Below are 16,429 nucleotides of genomic sequence, written 5' to 3'. Positions count from 1 at the left end.
GATTCTAAACAGAAAAATTTCCGGGAGACATTTTTAAAGCCACCCGCCGCCGGGCGGAGCCGGTCTCGGCAGGAAACGGCGGCCACAAAAAAGCCCGCGATGAGCGCGGGCTTTGGGACAGCGGGATCCTCAGAGGCGCTGCAGGTCGCGTTGCGCCAACTGCGCGGCCGACGAGCCGGGGTATTGGCTGATCAGCTGCTGGAGGATGCCACGGGCCTTGTCGGTGTTGCCCAGGCGCTTCTCCACATCGGCCAGTTTGAAAAGCGAGTCCGGCACCTTGGCGTGGGTCGGATAGGTGGCGGCAACCTGGGCGAAGGCCTTGCCGGCGCCCTGCAGGTTGCCCTGCGCCAGATTCACTTCACCCAGCCAGTACTGGGCATTGCCGGCGTACTGGCTCTGCGGGAACTTGCGCAGGAAACCTTCGAAGGCCTGGCTGGCCTTGGCGAAGTCCTTGGCCTTGATCAGGTCGAAGGCAGCGTCGTAGTAAAGCTTTTCCTTCGCCGGATCGGCCGGCTCGTTGCTGGCGGCCGGAGCTGGCTGCTGAGCGGGAGCCGAAGGGGTGCCGGCGGCGTCGATCGCGCCGTCAGCCGGGGGATTCTGTGCGGGTGCCTGTTGTGCACCGGCGGCACCGCCTTGCAGGCGGCTGTCGAGATCCTGGTAGCGCGCTTGGCTCTCTTGCTTGAGGCGCTCGATCTCGTTCTGCTGTTCTTCGAGCAACCCACGCAGCTGGGCGATCTCGCCCTGCATCTGCTGCAGTTGCATGAACAGCTGGCCCTGCGCCGAAGTCGGGGCTTGTGCCCCGGCTCCGGCGTAGGCGCCGCTCGTACCGTAGCCCGCTGGCGGGTAGCTGCCGGAGCCGCCATCCACCACGGGAACTTCGGCCATCGCCATCAGCGGCGTGGCCATCACCAGTGCGGTCAGGATACGAGGGCACTTACGCATGGCAAATTACTTGCGCAGCTCGACGCGACGGTTCTGGGCCCAGGACTGCTCGTCGGTGCCAGTGGCAACCGGACGCTCTTCGCCGTAGGAAACCAGTTCCAGCTGAGCGGGGGAAACGCCCTGCAGTACCAGGTAGCGCTGAACGGCCTTGGAACGACGCTCGCCCAGAGCCATGTTGTACTCGCGGGTGCCGCGCTCGTCGGTGTGGCCTTCCAGCACGACGCGAGCGCCGTTGCCTTTCAGGTCCTTGGCGTGGACGTCCAGAGCACGCATGGCTTCCGGCTTCAGGTCGGAGCTGTCGTACTCGAAGTAGAAGGTGGTGATGGCGCGCAGAGCGGCTTCTTCGCTCAGGGAACCGTCAACGGCACCGGAGTTGGCGTCGTAGCCCGCGTTCGGGTCGACAGCGCCTTCGCCGGAGGCGTCGCCGCCCTTGGAAGAACAGCCAACAGCGACGGCCAGAGCCAGGCTCAGAGCAGCAAACTTGCCGAATTTCAGCATTTCCATGATGGACTCCAAAATGATCCCAGGGGTGTTGTACAAAGTATTGATTTTCTGATTACCGCATCAGTTCAGGTAAGGGGACCACGAAGGCTCTCGGACATCGCCTTGAGCGGTAGGAATTGGGAGCCTAACGCGCCCATTGGTGGACACGAGCATCAAGACTCCCCGGCCCTGCTGGCGGGTGGCGTAGATTAGCATGGTGCCATTGGGCGCAACAGTGGGCGAGTCGTCCAGACTGGTCTCCGAAAGAATGCGCAGGCGGCTGGTCACCAGGTCCTGAGCGGCCACCTTGAAGTTGGTGAAACCGTCCTGGCGATGGATCATCACCAGGGTCTTCTCGTCGGCCGAGAGCTTCGGGTTGGCGTTGTAGTTGCCAGTAAAGGTCACGCGCTGGGCAGACCCACCGTTGATGCTCTGCTTGTAGATCTGCGGCTTGCCGGCGCGGTCGCTGGTGAAGTAAAGGCTCTGCCCGTCCTTGCCCCAGAACGGCTCGGTCTCGATCGAACCGGAATTGGTCACGCGCCGGATCTGCCGCGAGCCCAGGTCCATCACATAGATCTCCGGGTTGCCGTCCTTGGACAGCACGAAGGCCAGGCGATTGCCATCCGGCGAGAAGGCCGGGGCGCCATTGAGGCCCTCGAAATTGGTCAGCTGCTCGCGGCGGCCGGTGTCGATGTGCTGCATGAAAATGCGCGGGCGACGCTGCTCGAAGGACACATAGGCGATACGGCGACCGTCCGGCGCATAGCGCGGCGAGAGGATCGGCTCGCGCGATTGCAGCAGGGTCACGCCACGCGCGCCGTCGTAGTCGGAGCGCTGCAGGGTGTAGCGGGTGTTGTTCACGCCGAAACGCTCGGCGGTGACGTAGAGCATCTTGGTGGAGAAGGCACCCTTGATGCCGGTCAGCTTCTCGAAGGCCTGATCGGCAATGTGGTGGGCCATGTCACGCAGCTGGTCGTTGGTGCCACCGACGGTGCCGGCCACCACCTGCTGCTGGGTCGCCACGTTGAACAGGGCGAACTGCACCTGCAGGCGACCGCCGTTCGGCACGATGCTGCCGACCATGACGTACTGGGCGCCCAGGGCCTGCCAGTCGCGGTAGATGATTTCGGCGGCCGAGGTCGGCAGGCTGATCATGTTCTGCCGCGGAATCGGCTCGTACATGCCGCTGTTGCGCAGGTCATTGCCGATGATGGTGGACATGTCCTCGGGCAGCACGGTGCCGCCCTGCCAGCCGAACGGCACCACAGCGATCGGAATGGCGCGGTCGCTACCGGTGGTCACCACCAGCGGGTCCGCGGCCTGCACCGAGCCGACCAGCATGGCCAGACCGAGCAGGGCAATACGAATCAAGGTATTCACAGAGACAAATCCTCCGGTTTGAAAATCATCCGCCGCTGTCGGTACATGGCGTTGAAGGTTGCACTATCCAGCTGTTGCATTTCCGGGATACGTACGACGTTCTTCACGGCCGCCACGGCGGAGTTGTCGAAAGGCGCGTCGCCGCTGGAACGAGTGACCGAGGCGTTGACGATGGTGCCATCGGGCAGCATCTGGATCAGCACCTCGACGCTCATGCCGTTGCGCGCGGACGGTGGACGCTGCCACTGCTCGCTGACCAGCTTGATGATCAGGTCATCAAGGCTGCCGGCTACTTTGTCGCCCACCTCGTCGGCCAGCGCCTGCTGCCGCTCGGTAGTGTCGCCCAGCAGCTCGGCGAGGGCCTGTGCCTTCTTGTCCTCAGCAGCCTTGCGCGCGGCTTCCTGGGCCTTTTTCTTCGCAGCCTCGGCAGCGGCCTTTTTCTTGGCGTCCTCCGCGGCTTTCTTCTTCGCCTGCTCGGCCGCTTTCTTGCGGGCCTCTTCGGCGGCAGCTTTCTTCTTCTCTTCCTCGGACTTCTTCTTGGCGATGTCGGCCTGCTTCTTCTGCTCGGCCGCCTTCTTCGCCTCTTCGGCCTTCTTGGCCTCGGCCTGCTTCTTCGCTTCAGCCTGTTTGGCCGCTTCGGCTTTCTTTTGTTCCGCCGCTTCCTGCTTCTGCTGCTCTTCCTTCTTGGTCTCCAGCTGCTCAACCTCGTACTGGCGGGCCTTGGTCTTCTCGGCTTCGCCGGCGATCTTCTGCGTGGTCTGGGTCGTCGCCTGACTCTGCGACTTCAGCTGGTACAACGTAGCCTGGACGATGGGACGCGCCGGCGGCAGCTCGGGGGCGAAGTGGAAGCTGACGAACAGCATGGCGAACAGCAGGGCGTGGATGGCCACGGCCCAGACGGTCGGCCAGAAATAGCTTTCCGAGGAGGAGCGCACGCTCTTCTGCTGCATCAGGGCGCCTCGGTGATCAGCCCGACGTTGCCGACGCCGGCTTCCTGCAGGCCGCCCATGACGGCCATGACCGAGCCGTAATCGACCGCCTTGTCGCCGCGCACGAACACCTGGACTTTCTTACCCTGCCCGGCGTTCTGACTCATGATCGCCGAGACGGTCTTCACCAGCTCCGGCAGTGCGGTGGCGGTTTCGCTGGCCTTGCCCTGGTCCGGGTCGACTTCCTCGCCCATGTTCCAGTAGTAGGTTTTGTCGGCCTTGATCGAAATGGTCAGCACGCGGGAGTCGTTGTCCTGCGGCAGCACCTCGCTGGAGACCTTGGGCAGGTCGACCTTGACGCCCTGGTTGAGCATGGGCGCGGTCACCATGAAGATCACCAGCAGCACGAGCATCACGTCGATGTAGGGCACGACGTTCATCTCGGCGACTGGCTTGCGTCTGTTGCGGATTCTGGCCATTGGCTGAGCCTCACTCGTCCGAGGTGTGGACCTTGCGGTGCAGGATGGCCTGGAACTCGTCGGCGAAGGTGTAGTAACGGCCGATCAGCATCTCGCCACGGGCGGAGAAGCGGTTGTAGGCGATCACCGCCGGAATCGCGGCGAACAGGCCGATGGCGGTGGCGATCAGCGCCTCGGCGATGCCCGGAGCCACGGTAGCCAGCGTCGCCTGCTGCACCTGGGCGAGACCGCGGAAGGAGTTCATGATGCCCCACACGGTGCCGAACAGGCCGATGTAGGGGCTGGTGGAGCCGACGGTGGCGAGGAACGGCAGGCTCTGCTCGAGCTTCTCTTCCTCGCGGGAGATGGCCACGCGCATGGCACGAGCCACGCCGTCCATCACCGCATCCGGGTCGACGCCCGGCTGCTGGCGCAGGCGGGAGAATTCCTTGAAGCCGGCGCGGAAGATCTGCTCGACGCCGCAATCCGGGTCCGGGTTGCTGCCCGCCTGGCGATACAGCTTGGACAGGTCGATGCCGGACCAGAAGCGCTCCTCGAACACCTCCAGGGACTTCTTCGCCGCTCGCAGCATGGTGCTGCGCTGGAAGATCATGATCCAGGAGGTGACCGATGCGGCCACCAGGGTCAGCATGACCAGTTGCACCACCAGGCTGGCGTTGCTGATCAGGCTCCACATCGACATATGGTCAACGGCGTTGGCTGTTGCTTCCACGCTACTCTCCTACCGGTCCTGCTGTGACTAGACCCATGCCCGCGGCGAAGGCTGCGCGCAGCGCTTCGGGGATGGCACGGGGTTTCAAATTGTCGGCCCGCACACAGGCCACCACGAACCGCCCTTCGCAGAGCAGTGCCTCATCCGATGCCCGCCGTACCTGTTGACGAAAGCGCAGGCTGGCTCGGTTCAACTCCACCACCTCGGCGGTAACGAAAAGTTCGTCGTCCAACCGGGCCGGCGCGTGGTAGCGCGCTTCGGCGGAATGCACGACGAACAGAGTGTTCTCGTCCGCCAGCTGCGACTGGGCGAAACCCAGGCTGCGCAGGCATTCGGTACGAGCACGCTCCATGAACTTGAGGTAGTTGACGTAGTAGACGATGCCGCCGGCGTCGGTGTCCTCGTAGTACACCCGACATGGGAAGGCGAAAGGCTGGGCCTCGTTTGGCGCGCGCATACTCTAGTGCTTACTCCTGACCTTGCCAATCCGGGCGAGGCGCTGTTTTTCATCTATTCGTTGCCGTCGAAAAGATCCGCCACCGGCGGCTCGTTCAGGCGTTTGGGCAGATTCAGCCCGAAATGCAGATAGGCATGGCGGGTGACCACCCTGCCCCGCGGCGTGCGCATGATGTAGCCCTGCTGGATCAGATAAGGCTCCAGCACGTCCTCGATGGTTCCACGTTCCTCGCCGATGGCCGCGGCAAGGTTGTCGATACCCACCGGGCCGCCGTCGAACTTGTCGATCATGGCCAGCAATAGCCGCCGGTCCTGATGGTCGAAGCCACGTTCGTCGACGTCCAGCATGTTCAGCGCCTGGTCGGCGATGCCGCGGCTGATCTGCCCCCCGGCGCGCACCTCGGCGAAGTCGCGCACTCGACGCAGCAGGCGGTTGGCGATACGCGGCGTACCGCGGGCGCGACGGGCGATCTCGAAGGCGCCCTCGGGCTCGATGGCCAGACCGAGAATGCCGGCCGAGCGACCGACGATGGTGGCCAGATCCTCGCTGGAATAGAACTCCAGGCGCTGGACGATACCGAAGCGGTCACGCAACGGGTTGGTCAGCATGCCGGCGCGGGTGGTGGCGCCAACCAGGGTGAACGGCGGCAGGTCGAGCTTGATCGAACGTGCGGCCGGGCCCTCGCCGATCATGATGTCGAGCTGGAAGTCCTCCATGGCCGGGTAGAGCACCTCTTCCACCACCGGCGAGAGCCGATGGATCTCGTCGACGAACAGGACATCGCCCGGTTCCAGATTGGTCAGCAACGCCGCCAGGTCACCGGGGCGCTCCAGCACCGGGCCGGAGGTGCTCTTGATCGACACGCCCATCTCCTGGGCAATGATGTTCGCCAGAGTGGTTTTGCCCAGGCCGGGCGGGCCGAAGATCAGCGTGTGGTCGAGGGCTTCCTGGCGGTTCTTGGCGGCCTGAATGAACAGTTCCATCTGCTCGCGCACCACCGGCTGGCCGATGTAGTCGGACAGCGCCAGCGGGCGAATCGCGCGGTCCAGCTGCTCGTCGCGGTCGCGACTGCTGGCGGTGATCAGGCGGTCGGCGTCTATCACTTCTTACACCATTCCTTTCAGGGCACGGCGGATCAGCTCTTCGCTGGACAGCCCTTCTTCCTGTACGGCCGCCACGGCCTTGCTGGCCTCCTGCGGCTTGAAGCCGAGCGAGATCAGCGCGCTCACGGCGTCGCTCTCCGCGCTTGAGACTGCCACGCCGGCGCGGGGTTCCACCACCAGCGGCGCGATGGACGGCATGGTCTCCCAGGCCTTTAAGCGATCCTTGAGTTCCACCAGCAGGCGCTCGGCGGTCTTCTTGCCGACGCCAGGGATTTTCACCAGGGTCGAGGTGTCCTGGGCCTGCACGCAGCGCACCAGCTCGTCCACTTCCAGGCCGGACATCAGCGCCAGAGCCAGCTTGGGGCCGACGCCGTTGAGGCGGATCAGCTCGCGGAACAGCTCGCGCTCGCGCTTCTCGGCGAAGCCATAGAGCAGATGCGCATCTTCTCGTACCACCAGGTGGGTGTGCAGGGTGACCGGCTGCCCTACGGCGGGCAGCCGATAGAGCGTAGTCATCGGCACTTCCACTTCGTAGCCGACGCCATTGACGTCGAGGATCATGTGCGGCGGCTGCTTCTCCGCCAGGGTGCCCTTGAGGCGTCCGATCACAATTCGCTTCCTTCTGTTTACAGGCGCAGGCGCCCGCTGCGGCGCTTGGCACCGAGCAGGTTATGGGGAATCAGGCTCTGCCGGTGATGGGCGTGACAGAGGGCGATGGCCAGGGCATCGGAGGCATCGATCTGCGGCTTCTGCACCAGCTTGAGCAGGTGCATCACCATCATCTGCACCTGTTGCTTGTCGGCGCCACCGGTGCCGGCGATGGCCTGCTTGACCTGGCTGGCGGTGTACTCGTTGACGTCCAGCCCGGCCTCGATGCTGGCGACGATGGCGGCACCGCGGGCCTGGCCGAGCTTGAGCGCCGAATCGGCATTCTTGGCCATGAACACCTGCTCGATGCCCATGGTGACCGGCCCATGCTGACGGATCACCTCGCTGACTCCGCGAAACACCACCTGCAACCGGCTGGCCAGGTCGCCGTCGCCGGTGCGGATGCAGCCGGAGGCGACATACTCGCAGCCGCGCCCGGTGTCGCGCACCACGCCGTAGCCGGTGATGCGCGAGCCGGGGTCGATGCCAAGAATCAGGGTCATGCCGCCGCTTGCTCCAACGCCAACCCGAGGGCCGGCACACTGTCTATTTATCCAGCCGCGAGTATACGGAGCGCCGCGCCTATAAAAAAGCCGGAAGCGCGCGAGGCGACTTCCGGCTTTTCTGCCTACGAGCAGGGATCAGTCGAGCTGCTCCATGATCTCGTCGGGAATTTCCGCGTTGTGGTAGACGTTCTGCACGTCGTCCAGGTCTTCGAGCATGTCGATCAGCTTGAGCACCTTCTTGGCGGTCTCCAGGTCGGCAATCGGCGCCATGGTCGAGGGAATCATCGCCACTTCGGCCTCCTCGCCCTTGAAGCCGGCCGCGGTCAGCGCCTCGTTGACCGCGAGGAAGTCGGCGAAGCTGGTCGAGACCATGGCCGAGCCATCCTCGCCCATCTCTACATCATCGGCGCCGGCCTCCAGGGCGGCCTCCATCAACGCATCTTCATCGACGCCCGGAGCGAAGCTGATCTGCCCCTTGCGCTCGAACATGTAGGCCACCGAACCATCGGTACCCAGGTTGCCGCCGCACTTGGTGAAGGCGTGGCGCACGTCGGCGGCGGTGCGGTTGCGGTTGTCGGTCATGGCCTCAATGATGATCGCCACGCCGCTCGGCGCGTAGCCCTCGTAGCTCAGCTCGATCATGTTGTCGGCTTCGGTGTTGCCGGCGCCGCGGGCGATGGCGCGGTCGATCACGTCACGCGACATGTTGGCGGTCAGCGCCTTGTCCACCGCCAGGCGCAGGCGGGGATTGTCCGCCGGCACGCCGCCGCCATGCTTGGCGGCCACGGTCAGCTCACGAATCAGCTTGGTGAAGATCTTGCCGCGCTTGGCGTCCTGGCGCCCCTTGCGGTGCTTGATGTTGGCCCATTTGGAATGACCGGCCATAACTCACTCCGTTTCTTTAGCACTTGAGATTGCAGAGGTGTGAGAGTTCGAGTCTCTCCGCCCACCCCATAACGAAGAAGCCTGGAAATCCAGGCTTCTTGTTTCGACTTACTCAGCCTTGGGCTGTTCGCGCAGGCGGATATGCAGCTCGCGCAGGGCCTTGGCGTCGACCACGCCGGGCGCCTGGGTCATCACGTCGGCGGCGCTCTGGGTCTTCGGGAAGGCGATCACTTCGCGAATCGAGCTGGCGCCGGTCATCAGCATCACCAGGCGGTCCAGGCCGAAGGCCAGGCCACCGTGGGGCGGCGCACCGAACTTCAGTGCGTCGAGGAGGAAGCCGAACTTCTCTTCCTGCTCCGCCTCGCTGATGCCGAGAACCTCGAACACGGCCTGCTGCATCTTCTTGTCGTGGATACGAATGGAGCCGCCACCCAGTTCGGTGCCGTTGAGCACCATGTCATAGGCACGGGACAGCGCCGCGGCCGGGTTGGCCTTGAGCTCTTCCGGGCTGCACTTGGGCGAAGTGAACGGGTGGTGCATGGCGGTCAGGCTGCCATCGTCGTTCTCTTCGAACATCGGGAAATCGACGACCCACAGCGGCGCCCACTCGCAGGTGAGCAGGTTCAGATCGTGGCCGACCTTGATGCGCAGCGCGCCCAGGGCATCGCAGACCACCTTGGCGCGGTCGGCGCCGAAGAACACGATGTCGCCATCGACGGCGCCGACGCGATCGAGGATGACCTTGAGGTTGTCTTCCGGAATGAATTTGACGATCGGCGACTGCAGGCCTTCGACGCCCTTGGCGCGCTCGTTGACTTTGATGTAGGCCAGGCCCTTGGCGCCGTAGTTGCCGACGAACTTGGTGTAGTCGTCGATCTGGCTGCGCGGCATGGAGGCGGCGCCCGGCACGCGCAGGGCGGCGACGCGGCCCTTGGCATCGTTGGCCGGGCCGGAGAACACCTTGAACTCGACGTCCTTGAGCTGATCGGCGACGTCCACCAGCTCCAGCGGAATACGCAGGTCCGGCTTGTCGGAACCGAAGCGACGCATCGCTTCGGCCAGAGTCATGTGCGGCAGATCGCCGAACTCCAGATCCAGCACTTCCTTGAACAGGTTGCGGATCATGGTCTCGGTGATGCCCATGATGTCGTCTTCGTCGAGGAAGCTGGTCTCGATGTCGATCTGGGTGAATTCCGGCTGACGATCGGCACGCAGGTCTTCGTCCCGGAAGCACTTCGCGATCTGGTAGTAGCGGTCGAAGCCGGCGACCATCAGCAGCTGCTTGAACAGCTGCGGCGACTGCGGCAGGGCGAAGAAGCTGCCGGCATGGGTGCGGCTCGGCACCAGATAGTCGCGCGCGCCTTCCGGGGTGGCGCGGGTCAGGATCGGGGTTTCGACGTCGAGGAAGCCGTTTTCGTCGAGGTAGCGGCGGATGCTGCTGGTGATGCGCGAACGCAGCTTCAGCTTCTCGGCCATTTCCGGGCGGCGCAGGTCGATGAAGCGGTAACGCAGACGGGTTTCTTCGCCGACGTCGGTGTATTCGTTGAGCGGGAACGGCGGGGTTTCCGCCTCGTTGAGCACCTGCAGCTCGTAGCCCAGTACCTCGATGGCACCGGACGCCATGTTGGCGTTGCGCGCACCCTCGGGGCGCAGGCGCACCTTGCCGGTGATCTTCACCACGTACTCGCTGCGGACGCGGTCGGCCTTGGCGAAGGTCTCGGCGCGATCCGGGTCGAACACCACCTGGGCCAGGCCTTCACGGTCGCGGATGTCGAGGAAGATCACGCCACCATGGTCGCGACGGCGGTGTACCCAGCCGCAAAGGGTGATTTCCTGGCCGTCCAGGCTCTCGTTCAACTGGCCGCAATAGTGGCTGCGCATCATGGTCGTGTTCGCTTCTCTAGATCAGTCTTGAATTCGCACCCGGCCGGCCCGGGCTCGCCCCGCTGCGGAGAGCGGGCATTTTCCAGCGGGGCGGGAAAGGGCCGATGGCGACTGACGCCAAGGCCGTTGCCCGCGGACAAGGGCGGGATTATATCGAGTTAATCGCCCAGACGCAGCCGGCCTTTGCGCATTCGTGGCGCACCCTGCCGGCACACACCTGCGCGCTATGACAGCCCGCGTCGCACTCGAAAATGGCACATCGGTGATAGACGGAACCGGCGAACCCGCAATAGCCTCCAAGCATCGCTTCCATTAAGAGAGATCGGGCGGGAGCGGCGCATGCACTGTGATAGGCTCGAAGCCATCGCGGGGAAGCGTCTACCCCGGCCACCTGAGAGCCCGAAGAGGAGTACGAGGTATGGAAATCAACATCGGCATCGCCGAACAGGATCGCGCCGCCATCGCCGAAGGATTGTCGCGCCTGCTGGCGGACACCTACACCCTGTATCTGAAGACCCACAACTTCCACTGGAACGTGACCGGTCCGATGTTTAACACCCTGCACCTGATGTTCGAGGCGCAGTACACCGAGCTGGCCCTGGCCGTCGATGCCATCGCCGAGCGCATCCGCGCCCTGGGCTTCCCGGCACCCGGCACCTATGCCGCCTATGCCCGCCTGTCCTCGATCAAGGAAGAGGAAGGCGTGCCTTCCGCGGACGAGATGATCAAGCTGCTGGTCCAGGGCCAGGAAGCCGTTGTGCGCACCGCTCGCGGCATCTTCCCGCTGCTGGACAAGGTTTCCGACGAGCCGACCGCCGACCTGCTGACCCAGCGCATGCAGGTGCACGAGAAGACCGCGTGGATGCTGCGCAGCCTGCTCGCCGCCTGACGGCAGCAGCTCGACGACACGAGGCCCGGCTAGTCCGGGCCTTTTACTAGGCGAAGCCCCTGCCGCTAATCTATCCTTTGCAAAATTTCTCCCGCCTAGTGACACGCATGAGCCAGCCGCCGAAAGCCCCTTCCCTTCTCGATCTCTACCCCGAAGAGACGCGTGAGGCCGCTGATCTGCTCAAGCAGGCGGTGCCACACATGGTGCGCCACGATATTCCGCCGAACCCGGTGCATTACGCACTCTGGTACAGCTACTGCAAAGGCACCGAGCCCGAGCTGAACCGCCGCCTTGACAAGATCGTCAGCGATTTCTCCAGCTTCCCGCCCGAAAGCGCCACCAAACTGTTCCGCGACTACATCATTCGCGGCGAGCTCGACGAGGCGCGCGCGGGCCAGCAGCAGGTGATCGAGCTGGTGGACGACATCGAGGGCGACGTGCAACGCAGCGTGACCGGCAGCCAGCACTACCAGGCCAGTCTGTCGCACGGCCTCGCCGCTCTGCAGGAACCGATCGTCGACGACCTGCCCAGCGTGCTCAACGACCTGCAGCTGAGCACTCAGCAGATGCAGGAGCAACAGGAGAAATTTCTCTACCGCCTGCGCTCGGCGCAGTCCGAGATCCAGAATCTGCGCAGCCAGCTCGAACGCGCCCAGGCTGCGGCCACCCTGGACAGCCTGACCCACGTGTTCAATCGCCACGCTTTCACCCGCCTTCTCGAGCAGGCACTCGCCGGTGACACCAAAGGCTTGGCCCTGGTGATGCTGGATATCGACCACTTCAAGCAGTTCAACGACCAATACGGCCATCCGCTGGGTGATCGCGTACTTCAGCATGTTGGACAGTTGCTTCGCGAACTGCTTCCCGCCCGCGGCGTCGCCGCCCGGTATGGCGGCGAGGAGTTCTGCGTGATCCTGCACGACTGTTTCGATCTGGAGACCGCCGGCGAATTCGCCGAACGGCTTCGCCAGAAGATCCAGGCCCTGCGCGTGAAGGTGCGCAGCACCGACAAGGTGCTGGACACCATCACCGCGTCGTTCGGCCTGGCCCTGGCCAAGCCCGGCGACACCTTCGACAGCCTGGTCACCCGCGCCGACGATGCGCTTTATCAGGCCAAACGCAACGGCCGCAACCAGATTCACCCGCCTGCGCCGGAAACCGCGCTAACCGCTTGATTTGAGTAGACATCCCCTTTGCTGTTAAATAGCGCCCGGTGTCGCATTGTTGCGGCATAGGCGGAGCCGAGCCCAATCATCGGGCAGCCCGCTCATTGACAGCCTTTCTCGAACAAGTGAGTCCCTGACATGTTGAAGATCGTTCACCTGATCACAGGCGGCGGCGCTCTGCTGCTGTCCTTCGCACCCACCCTGCGCAGCGAGGCCATGCCTTATCTGCAGCAACCCGATGCCATCTACCTGGCCCTGTTCGGCCTGCTCAATCTGCTGATCGCCCCGCTGCTGCCGGTTCGCCACGAGGGCGTTCGCAGCCAGCTGCAAGCCCTGGTCTCCGCTCTGCTGGTCTTCGCCAGCGTCCTGCAGGCGCTAATCCTGCTCGCGCCGCTGGCGCAGATTGGCAGCCAGCCGGCCGTCGCCTTGAGCCTCGCCACATTACTGATCGCCGCCGCGCTGCACCTGGCCATCAATCTCGGCAAGCGCATTCCGAGCGCCCCTGCCGTTCGCCGCGACAACGACGACAGCCGCGAGACCGGTACCGTCAAGTGGTTCAATACGTCCAAGGGCTTCGGCTTCATCTCGCGAGACAGCGGCGACGACATCTTCGTGCACTTCCGCGCCATCCGCGGCGAGGGCCATCGCGTCCTGGTGGAAGGCCAGCGCGTAGAGTTCTCGGTAATGCAGCGTGACAAAGGCCTGCAGGCCGAAGACGTGATCATCGCTCTGCCCCGCTGATTCCATCGCGATTAAAAAAGCCCGCTGATGCGGGCTTTTTTATGGATATCAATAATGCGGCGGCGGCGCTTCGTCCTCGGCAATACCGAACTGCCCCGCCATTTCCTCCTGCCGACGAGCCAGCACCGCAACCTGCAACTGCAAGCGCTCGATCGCCCGCTGCTGCTCGACCACCACGTCGTTTAGCGCGGCAATGGTGTCATCCTGAAAGGCCAGCCGACTTTCCAGCTCGATGATGCGAGATTCCATATCCATCACCCTCATTCCTCGACGAACCGGAAGTCGCCCGTCAGCACCGGGCGCAGTCGCGCACGAATGGCAGCGATCTCTTCCTCTATATAGGGCCGAGCAGGATGCCTGCCCCAGACCGGCCCCGGCCAGGCCGGATCCTGCTGCGCACGCGCGATGACATGCATGTGCAGCTGGCTCACGACGTTACCCAGGGTAGCGACATTCATCTTGTCCGCGGCGAACGCACCCTTGAGCCATTCCGCCAGGCGCGTAGTTTCCCGCCATAGTTGCTGCTGATCGGACTCATCCAGCTGGAACAGCTCACTGATGGCTTCACGACGCGGCACCAGAATGAACCAGGGATAGTTGGCGTCGTTCATCAGCAGCAAGCGGCAGAGCGGAAAATCTCCCAATACGATGCAGTCCTGCTGCAAGCGTGGGTCAAGGCTGAACATCATCGTCTCCTACGAATGGGCACCGGCCGGCAGCATAACGACGGGATGCGCCTACTGCACCCAAACGCTTCACCCAATCACGCGCATCAGCCATCCGGGCGACCCCTTAGACGACCGCAACGGAGTGATGACGCCAAGTCCTGGAGACGCACCAAAAAGAGCCGCGCCGCGCGCCCCAACGCCCACAAATTGAACAACCTCACAGGAAAAAGCGTTACCGACGGGTAAATTCCACCGCCAGCCGCAGCACCGGTAACGCGCCGCCGCGCATCCCGGGCTCGCGCATGCCATGTACCCGCCGTGCCGCAATCGCGAATTCAGCGACACGCCGGTCTGGCCAAGAAAAATTGAGCAGACTGCCGAAGCGGACAGCATTTGTGCACGAAAGTTGCTTTGCCAGATATACCGTCGACGCCAGCACACCGAAATTCGTCCTGCAAGCCCCTAAATAGTTGGATTGCAAGGTTTTTCGGAAAATGGACTACAACGGGGAACTGACCGGCGACAACCTACAGGATTGCGACACCGAACATGCATTTTTGCGACGTGCACGTAAATAACCCGTAGGGAATCAATGATATCTGTCGCCAACTTAAGGCCCCGTGCTATAAGTTAGCGCCGACACAAAAAGAAAGAGTTGCCCACAACACAACAATGGGCAGCACAAATCTTCTAAACCAAAGGAGCAATCACAATGCAAGTGATGAAGTGGAGCGCACTGGCTCTGGCCGTGACCGCCGGTACCACCCAACTGGCTTTCGCCAGCGCACAGTCCGAGTCCAAGGGCTTTGTTGAAGACAGCAGCTTCGACATCTTCAACCGCGTTCTGTACATGAACCGCGATTTCAAAAATGGTGCCGCCAACGGCAACAGCACCTCGGCCAACCCGGCCGGCTATCGCGAAGAGACCGGCCTGGGCATTCGCCTGCTGTTCGAATCCGGTTTCACCCAAGGTACCGTCGGTGTTGGTGTTGATGCTCATTCCCTTTCCAGCATCAAGCTCGACAGCGGCCGTGGTAAATTCGGCAACGGCCTATTTGACCAGACCAGTGACGGTCGCGGCGATGACACCCAGACCGAAGTGGGCGGCGCTGTTAAATTCCGTATCTCTGACACCGTCCTGAAGTACGGTAATCAGTTCGTCGGCAGCCCGGTATTCTCCACCGACGACAGCCGCATCCTGCCGGAAGTCGCTACTGGTACCTACCTGGTCAGCAACGAAATCGAAGGTCTGGAGCTGAGCGCCGGTCGCTTTACCGCCCTGAGCAGCCAGGCCTCCACCGACCGCGACACCTTCGGCATCGAAACTGCTGATATCGTTGGCGCCAGCTATGCGTTCACTGAAAACTTCAGCGGCTCCGTTCACGCTTCCGACGTCGAAGACTACTGGAAAAAGTACTACGGCAACCTGAACTACACCCTGCCGCTGGCTGAAGAGCAGGCCCTGAACTTCGACTTCAACATCTACAAAACCGATTACGAAGACGAGTACTCCAACGGCGAGTTCGACGACAACACCATTTGGAGCTTGGCAACCGCCTACAGCATTGGCGCCCACAAGTTCACACTGGCCTATCAGCGTTCCTCTGGCGACCACGGCTATGACTACGGTGTTGATGGCAATGGCACCGTATGGCTGAACAACTCCGTTCAATACTCGGACTTCTACGGCGAAGACGAACGTTCCTGGCAGGTTCGCTACGACCTCGACATGGCTTCCTATGGCGTCCCGGGCTTGAGCTTCATGACCCGCTACGTTACTGGCGACAACGCCAAGGTTGACGGCTTCGAGGAGGAAGGCAAAGAGCACGAGTGGAACTTCGAGACCAAGTACGTCATTCAAGAAGGCGCTGCTAAAGACCTGTCGTTCCGAGTTCGCCACGCCATCTGGCGCGCCAACGATGCCTACAACGCCTACAACGGTGCAGACAACAATGACTTCCGCGTGATTGTTGACTACCCGCTGGACGTGCTGTAAGTCCTAGCGACCTGCACTCAGCGTAAAAGAACCCGGCCTAGGCCGGGTTCTTTTTTATCCACCCTTCCGACTCAGAGCGGCAGCGCATAGGTCCCGGTGACATGCGCCACCAGCTCGCCCTCCTCGCCTTGCGAATAGAGCTGGACCTCGCACACGGCCTGGCGCTTCGATAAACGAAGGATGCGTGCCTCAGCGATCAGGTCCACCGGTTTCGGCCGGGCCAGAAAGTTGATATTGAGGTTGGCCGTCACCGCCATCTCGACTCGCCCCAGCCTGCCCAACACAACCGCATACATGGCCGCATCGGCCAGCGACATGATGGTCGGCCCCGACAGGGTTCCACCCGGCCGCACCAGCTTGGAGTGAAAGGGCACCCGGGCCACCGCCAGATCGGCCTCGAGGCGGTCGATGCGCAGGTCGATATCCTCCGCCATCGGCACGCCCGCGCGAATCAGCGCCTGCACCTGTTCAGCGGTCAGTTCCGCCATGTTCAACTCCCGCTCTATCCTGTACGCCACATGGCTGGCACCGTACAATGCCGAGTCATTATTTGCCCTCGCA

General features: G+C 63.0%; 19 protein-coding genes and 1 pseudogene. 5 read left to right on the top strand and 15 right to left on the bottom strand.

Annotated features, from left to right (window positions below):
- Nucleotides 1-129: 129 nt before the first annotated feature.
- The 12 genes from ybgF to aspS all read right to left on the bottom strand — a co-directional run bounded on the left by ybgF (nucleotide 130) and on the right by aspS (nucleotide 10,408).
- Entirely contained in the window at nucleotides 130-942 is an 813-nt protein-coding gene (gene ybgF / locus NF616_RS00885; protein ID WP_252271139.1) for a tol-pal system protein YbgF, read from the bottom strand.
- 6 nt (nucleotides 943-948) lie between these two features.
- On the bottom strand, nucleotides 949-1,446 hold the full coding sequence (pal, locus tag NF616_RS00880) for a peptidoglycan-associated lipoprotein Pal (protein ID WP_252271138.1): 498 nt from the start codon (nucleotides 1,444-1,446) through the stop codon (nucleotides 949-951).
- Between the two features lie 60 nt (nucleotides 1,447-1,506).
- On the bottom strand, nucleotides 1,507-2,805 hold the full coding sequence (gene tolB, locus NF616_RS00875) for a Tol-Pal system beta propeller repeat protein TolB (RefSeq protein ID WP_252271137.1): 1,299 nt from the start codon (nucleotides 2,803-2,805) through the stop codon (nucleotides 1,507-1,509).
- On the bottom strand, nucleotides 2,802-3,755 hold the full coding sequence (gene tolA, locus NF616_RS00870; RefSeq protein ID WP_252271136.1) for a cell envelope integrity protein TolA: 954 nt from the start codon (nucleotides 3,753-3,755) through the stop codon (nucleotides 2,802-2,804). The genes tolB and tolA overlap by 4 nt, the downstream gene beginning before the upstream one ends.
- The gene (gene tolR / locus NF616_RS00865) at nucleotides 3,755-4,213 is read right to left on the bottom strand and encodes a protein TolR (protein ID WP_252271135.1); all 459 of its coding nucleotides are present in this window, start codon (nucleotides 4,211-4,213) and stop codon (nucleotides 3,755-3,757) included. The genes tolA and tolR overlap by 1 nt, the downstream gene beginning before the upstream one ends.
- A 10-nt stretch (nucleotides 4,214-4,223) precedes the next feature.
- Nucleotides 4,224-4,895: a protein TolQ gene (gene tolQ / locus NF616_RS00860; RefSeq protein WP_252271590.1), complete on the bottom strand. Its 672-nt coding sequence runs from the start codon at nucleotides 4,893-4,895 to the stop codon at nucleotides 4,224-4,226.
- Nucleotides 4,896-4,926: 31 nt separating this feature from the next.
- Nucleotides 4,927-5,382 carry a tol-pal system-associated acyl-CoA thioesterase gene (gene ybgC, locus NF616_RS00855; protein ID WP_252271134.1) on the bottom strand — a complete coding sequence of 152 codons (456 nt, stop codon included), beginning with the start codon at nucleotides 5,380-5,382 and terminating at the stop codon, nucleotides 4,927-4,929.
- A gap of 53 nt (nucleotides 5,383-5,435) precedes the next feature.
- Nucleotides 5,436-6,485 carry a Holliday junction branch migration DNA helicase RuvB gene (gene ruvB, locus NF616_RS00850; RefSeq protein WP_252271133.1) on the bottom strand — a complete coding sequence of 350 codons (1,050 nt, stop codon included), beginning with the start codon at nucleotides 6,483-6,485 and terminating at the stop codon, nucleotides 5,436-5,438.
- A 3-nt stretch (nucleotides 6,486-6,488) separates the two neighbouring features.
- A complete protein-coding gene (gene ruvA / locus NF616_RS00845; protein WP_252271132.1) occupies nucleotides 6,489-7,094 on the bottom strand; it encodes a Holliday junction branch migration protein RuvA in 606 nt (201 codons plus the stop codon).
- A gap of 17 nt (nucleotides 7,095-7,111) precedes the next feature.
- A complete protein-coding gene (gene ruvC / locus NF616_RS00840; RefSeq protein ID WP_252271131.1) occupies nucleotides 7,112-7,636 on the bottom strand; it encodes a crossover junction endodeoxyribonuclease RuvC in 525 nt (174 codons plus the stop codon).
- Nucleotides 7,637-7,774: 138 nt separating this feature from the next.
- Entirely contained in the window at nucleotides 7,775-8,524 is a 750-nt protein-coding gene (locus NF616_RS00835; RefSeq protein ID WP_252271130.1) for a YebC/PmpR family DNA-binding transcriptional regulator, read from the bottom strand.
- A 108-nt stretch (nucleotides 8,525-8,632) separates the two neighbouring features.
- Nucleotides 8,633-10,408 (bottom strand): aspartate--tRNA ligase, encoded by a 1,776-nt coding sequence (aspS, locus tag NF616_RS00830; RefSeq protein ID WP_252271129.1) that lies wholly within the window; start codon nucleotides 10,406-10,408, stop codon nucleotides 8,633-8,635.
- A gap of 418 nt (nucleotides 10,409-10,826) precedes the next feature.
- Here aspS and NF616_RS00825 point away from each other — a divergent pair, with 418 nt between their 5' ends.
- The 4 genes and pseudogenes from NF616_RS00825 (at nucleotide 10,827) to NF616_RS00815 (ending at nucleotide 13,204) form a co-directional block, all read left to right on the top strand.
- Nucleotides 10,827-11,297: a Dps family protein gene (locus NF616_RS00825; RefSeq protein ID WP_252271128.1), complete on the top strand. Its 471-nt coding sequence runs from the start codon at nucleotides 10,827-10,829 to the stop codon at nucleotides 11,295-11,297.
- Between the two features lie 107 nt (nucleotides 11,298-11,404).
- Nucleotides 11,405-12,472 carry a GGDEF domain-containing protein gene (locus NF616_RS00820; RefSeq protein ID WP_252271127.1) on the top strand — a complete coding sequence of 356 codons (1,068 nt, stop codon included), beginning with the start codon at nucleotides 11,405-11,407 and terminating at the stop codon, nucleotides 12,470-12,472.
- A gap of 129 nt (nucleotides 12,473-12,601) precedes the next feature.
- Nucleotides 12,602-12,925, top strand: a pseudogene (locus NF616_RS21185) (cold shock domain-containing protein membrane protein); the annotation flags it as partial.
- Between the two features lie 27 nt (nucleotides 12,926-12,952).
- On the top strand, nucleotides 12,953-13,204 hold the full coding sequence (locus tag NF616_RS00815; protein WP_252271589.1) for a cold-shock protein: 252 nt from the start codon (nucleotides 12,953-12,955) through the stop codon (nucleotides 13,202-13,204).
- Nucleotides 13,205-13,252: 48 nt separating this feature from the next.
- On the opposite strand, the gene NF616_RS00810 is transcribed toward NF616_RS00815, so the two are convergent.
- Entirely contained in the window at nucleotides 13,253-13,459 is a 207-nt protein-coding gene (locus NF616_RS00810; protein WP_252271126.1) for a SlyX family protein, read from the bottom strand.
- 5 nt (nucleotides 13,460-13,464) lie between these two features.
- Nucleotides 13,465-13,890, bottom strand: a complete 426-nt coding sequence (locus NF616_RS00805; protein WP_252271125.1) for an HIT family protein — start codon at nucleotides 13,888-13,890, stop codon at nucleotides 13,465-13,467.
- A 694-nt stretch (nucleotides 13,891-14,584) separates the two neighbouring features.
- Here NF616_RS00805 and NF616_RS00800 point away from each other — a divergent pair.
- Complete coding sequence (locus NF616_RS00800; RefSeq protein ID WP_252271124.1) at nucleotides 14,585-15,868, top strand: OprD family porin; 1,284 nt, start codon at nucleotides 14,585-14,587, stop codon at nucleotides 15,866-15,868.
- A gap of 71 nt (nucleotides 15,869-15,939) precedes the next feature.
- On the opposite strand, the gene NF616_RS00795 is transcribed toward NF616_RS00800, so the two are convergent.
- Nucleotides 15,940-16,347, bottom strand: coding sequence for a PaaI family thioesterase (locus NF616_RS00795; protein ID WP_252271588.1), 408 nt, complete (start codon nucleotides 16,345-16,347; stop codon nucleotides 15,940-15,942).
- Between the last annotated feature and the right edge of the window lie 82 nt (nucleotides 16,348-16,429).

The sequence above is a fragment of the Pseudomonas subflava genome (genome assembly GCF_023823685.1).
In the GTDB taxonomy this organism is placed as follows: Bacteria; Pseudomonadota; Gammaproteobacteria; order Pseudomonadales; family Pseudomonadaceae; genus Aquipseudomonas; species Aquipseudomonas subflava.
Note: the sequence above shows the minus strand (reverse complement) of the source record. Positions and strands in the feature narration are given on the sequence as shown.

Coding starts and splice junctions, on each gene's coding strand:
- pal (WP_252271138.1), bottom strand. CDS start 1,446: ATGGAAATGCTGAAATTCGGCAAGTTTGCTGCTCTGAGCCTGGCTCTG.
- aspS (WP_252271129.1), bottom strand. CDS start 10,408: ATGATGCGCAGCCACTATTGCGGCCAGTTGAACGAGAGCCTGGACGGC.
- ybgF (WP_252271139.1), bottom strand. CDS start 942: ATGCGTAAGTGCCCTCGTATCCTGACCGCACTGGTGATGGCCACGCCG.
- NF616_RS00835 (WP_252271130.1), bottom strand. CDS start 8,524: ATGGCCGGTCATTCCAAATGGGCCAACATCAAGCACCGCAAGGGGCGC.
- ybgC (WP_252271134.1), bottom strand. CDS start 5,382: ATGCGCGCGCCAAACGAGGCCCAGCCTTTCGCCTTCCCATGTCGGGTG.
- tolR (WP_252271135.1), bottom strand. CDS start 4,213: ATGGCCAGAATCCGCAACAGACGCAAGCCAGTCGCCGAGATGAACGTC.
- NF616_RS00800 (WP_252271124.1), top strand. CDS start 14,585: ATGCAAGTGATGAAGTGGAGCGCACTGGCTCTGGCCGTGACCGCCGGT.
- ruvC (WP_252271131.1), bottom strand. CDS start 7,636: ATGACCCTGATTCTTGGCATCGACCCCGGCTCGCGCATCACCGGCTAC.
- NF616_RS00805 (WP_252271125.1), bottom strand. CDS start 13,890: ATGTTCAGCCTTGACCCACGCTTGCAGCAGGACTGCATCGTATTGGGA.
- NF616_RS00820 (WP_252271127.1), top strand. CDS start 11,405: ATGAGCCAGCCGCCGAAAGCCCCTTCCCTTCTCGATCTCTACCCCGAA.
- NF616_RS00810 (WP_252271126.1), bottom strand. CDS start 13,459: ATGGATATGGAATCTCGCATCATCGAGCTGGAAAGTCGGCTGGCCTTT.
- tolQ (WP_252271590.1), bottom strand. CDS start 4,895: ATGTCGATGTGGAGCCTGATCAGCAACGCCAGCCTGGTGGTGCAACTG.
- NF616_RS00825 (WP_252271128.1), top strand. CDS start 10,827: ATGGAAATCAACATCGGCATCGCCGAACAGGATCGCGCCGCCATCGCC.
- tolA (WP_252271136.1), bottom strand. CDS start 3,755: ATGCAGCAGAAGAGCGTGCGCTCCTCCTCGGAAAGCTATTTCTGGCCG.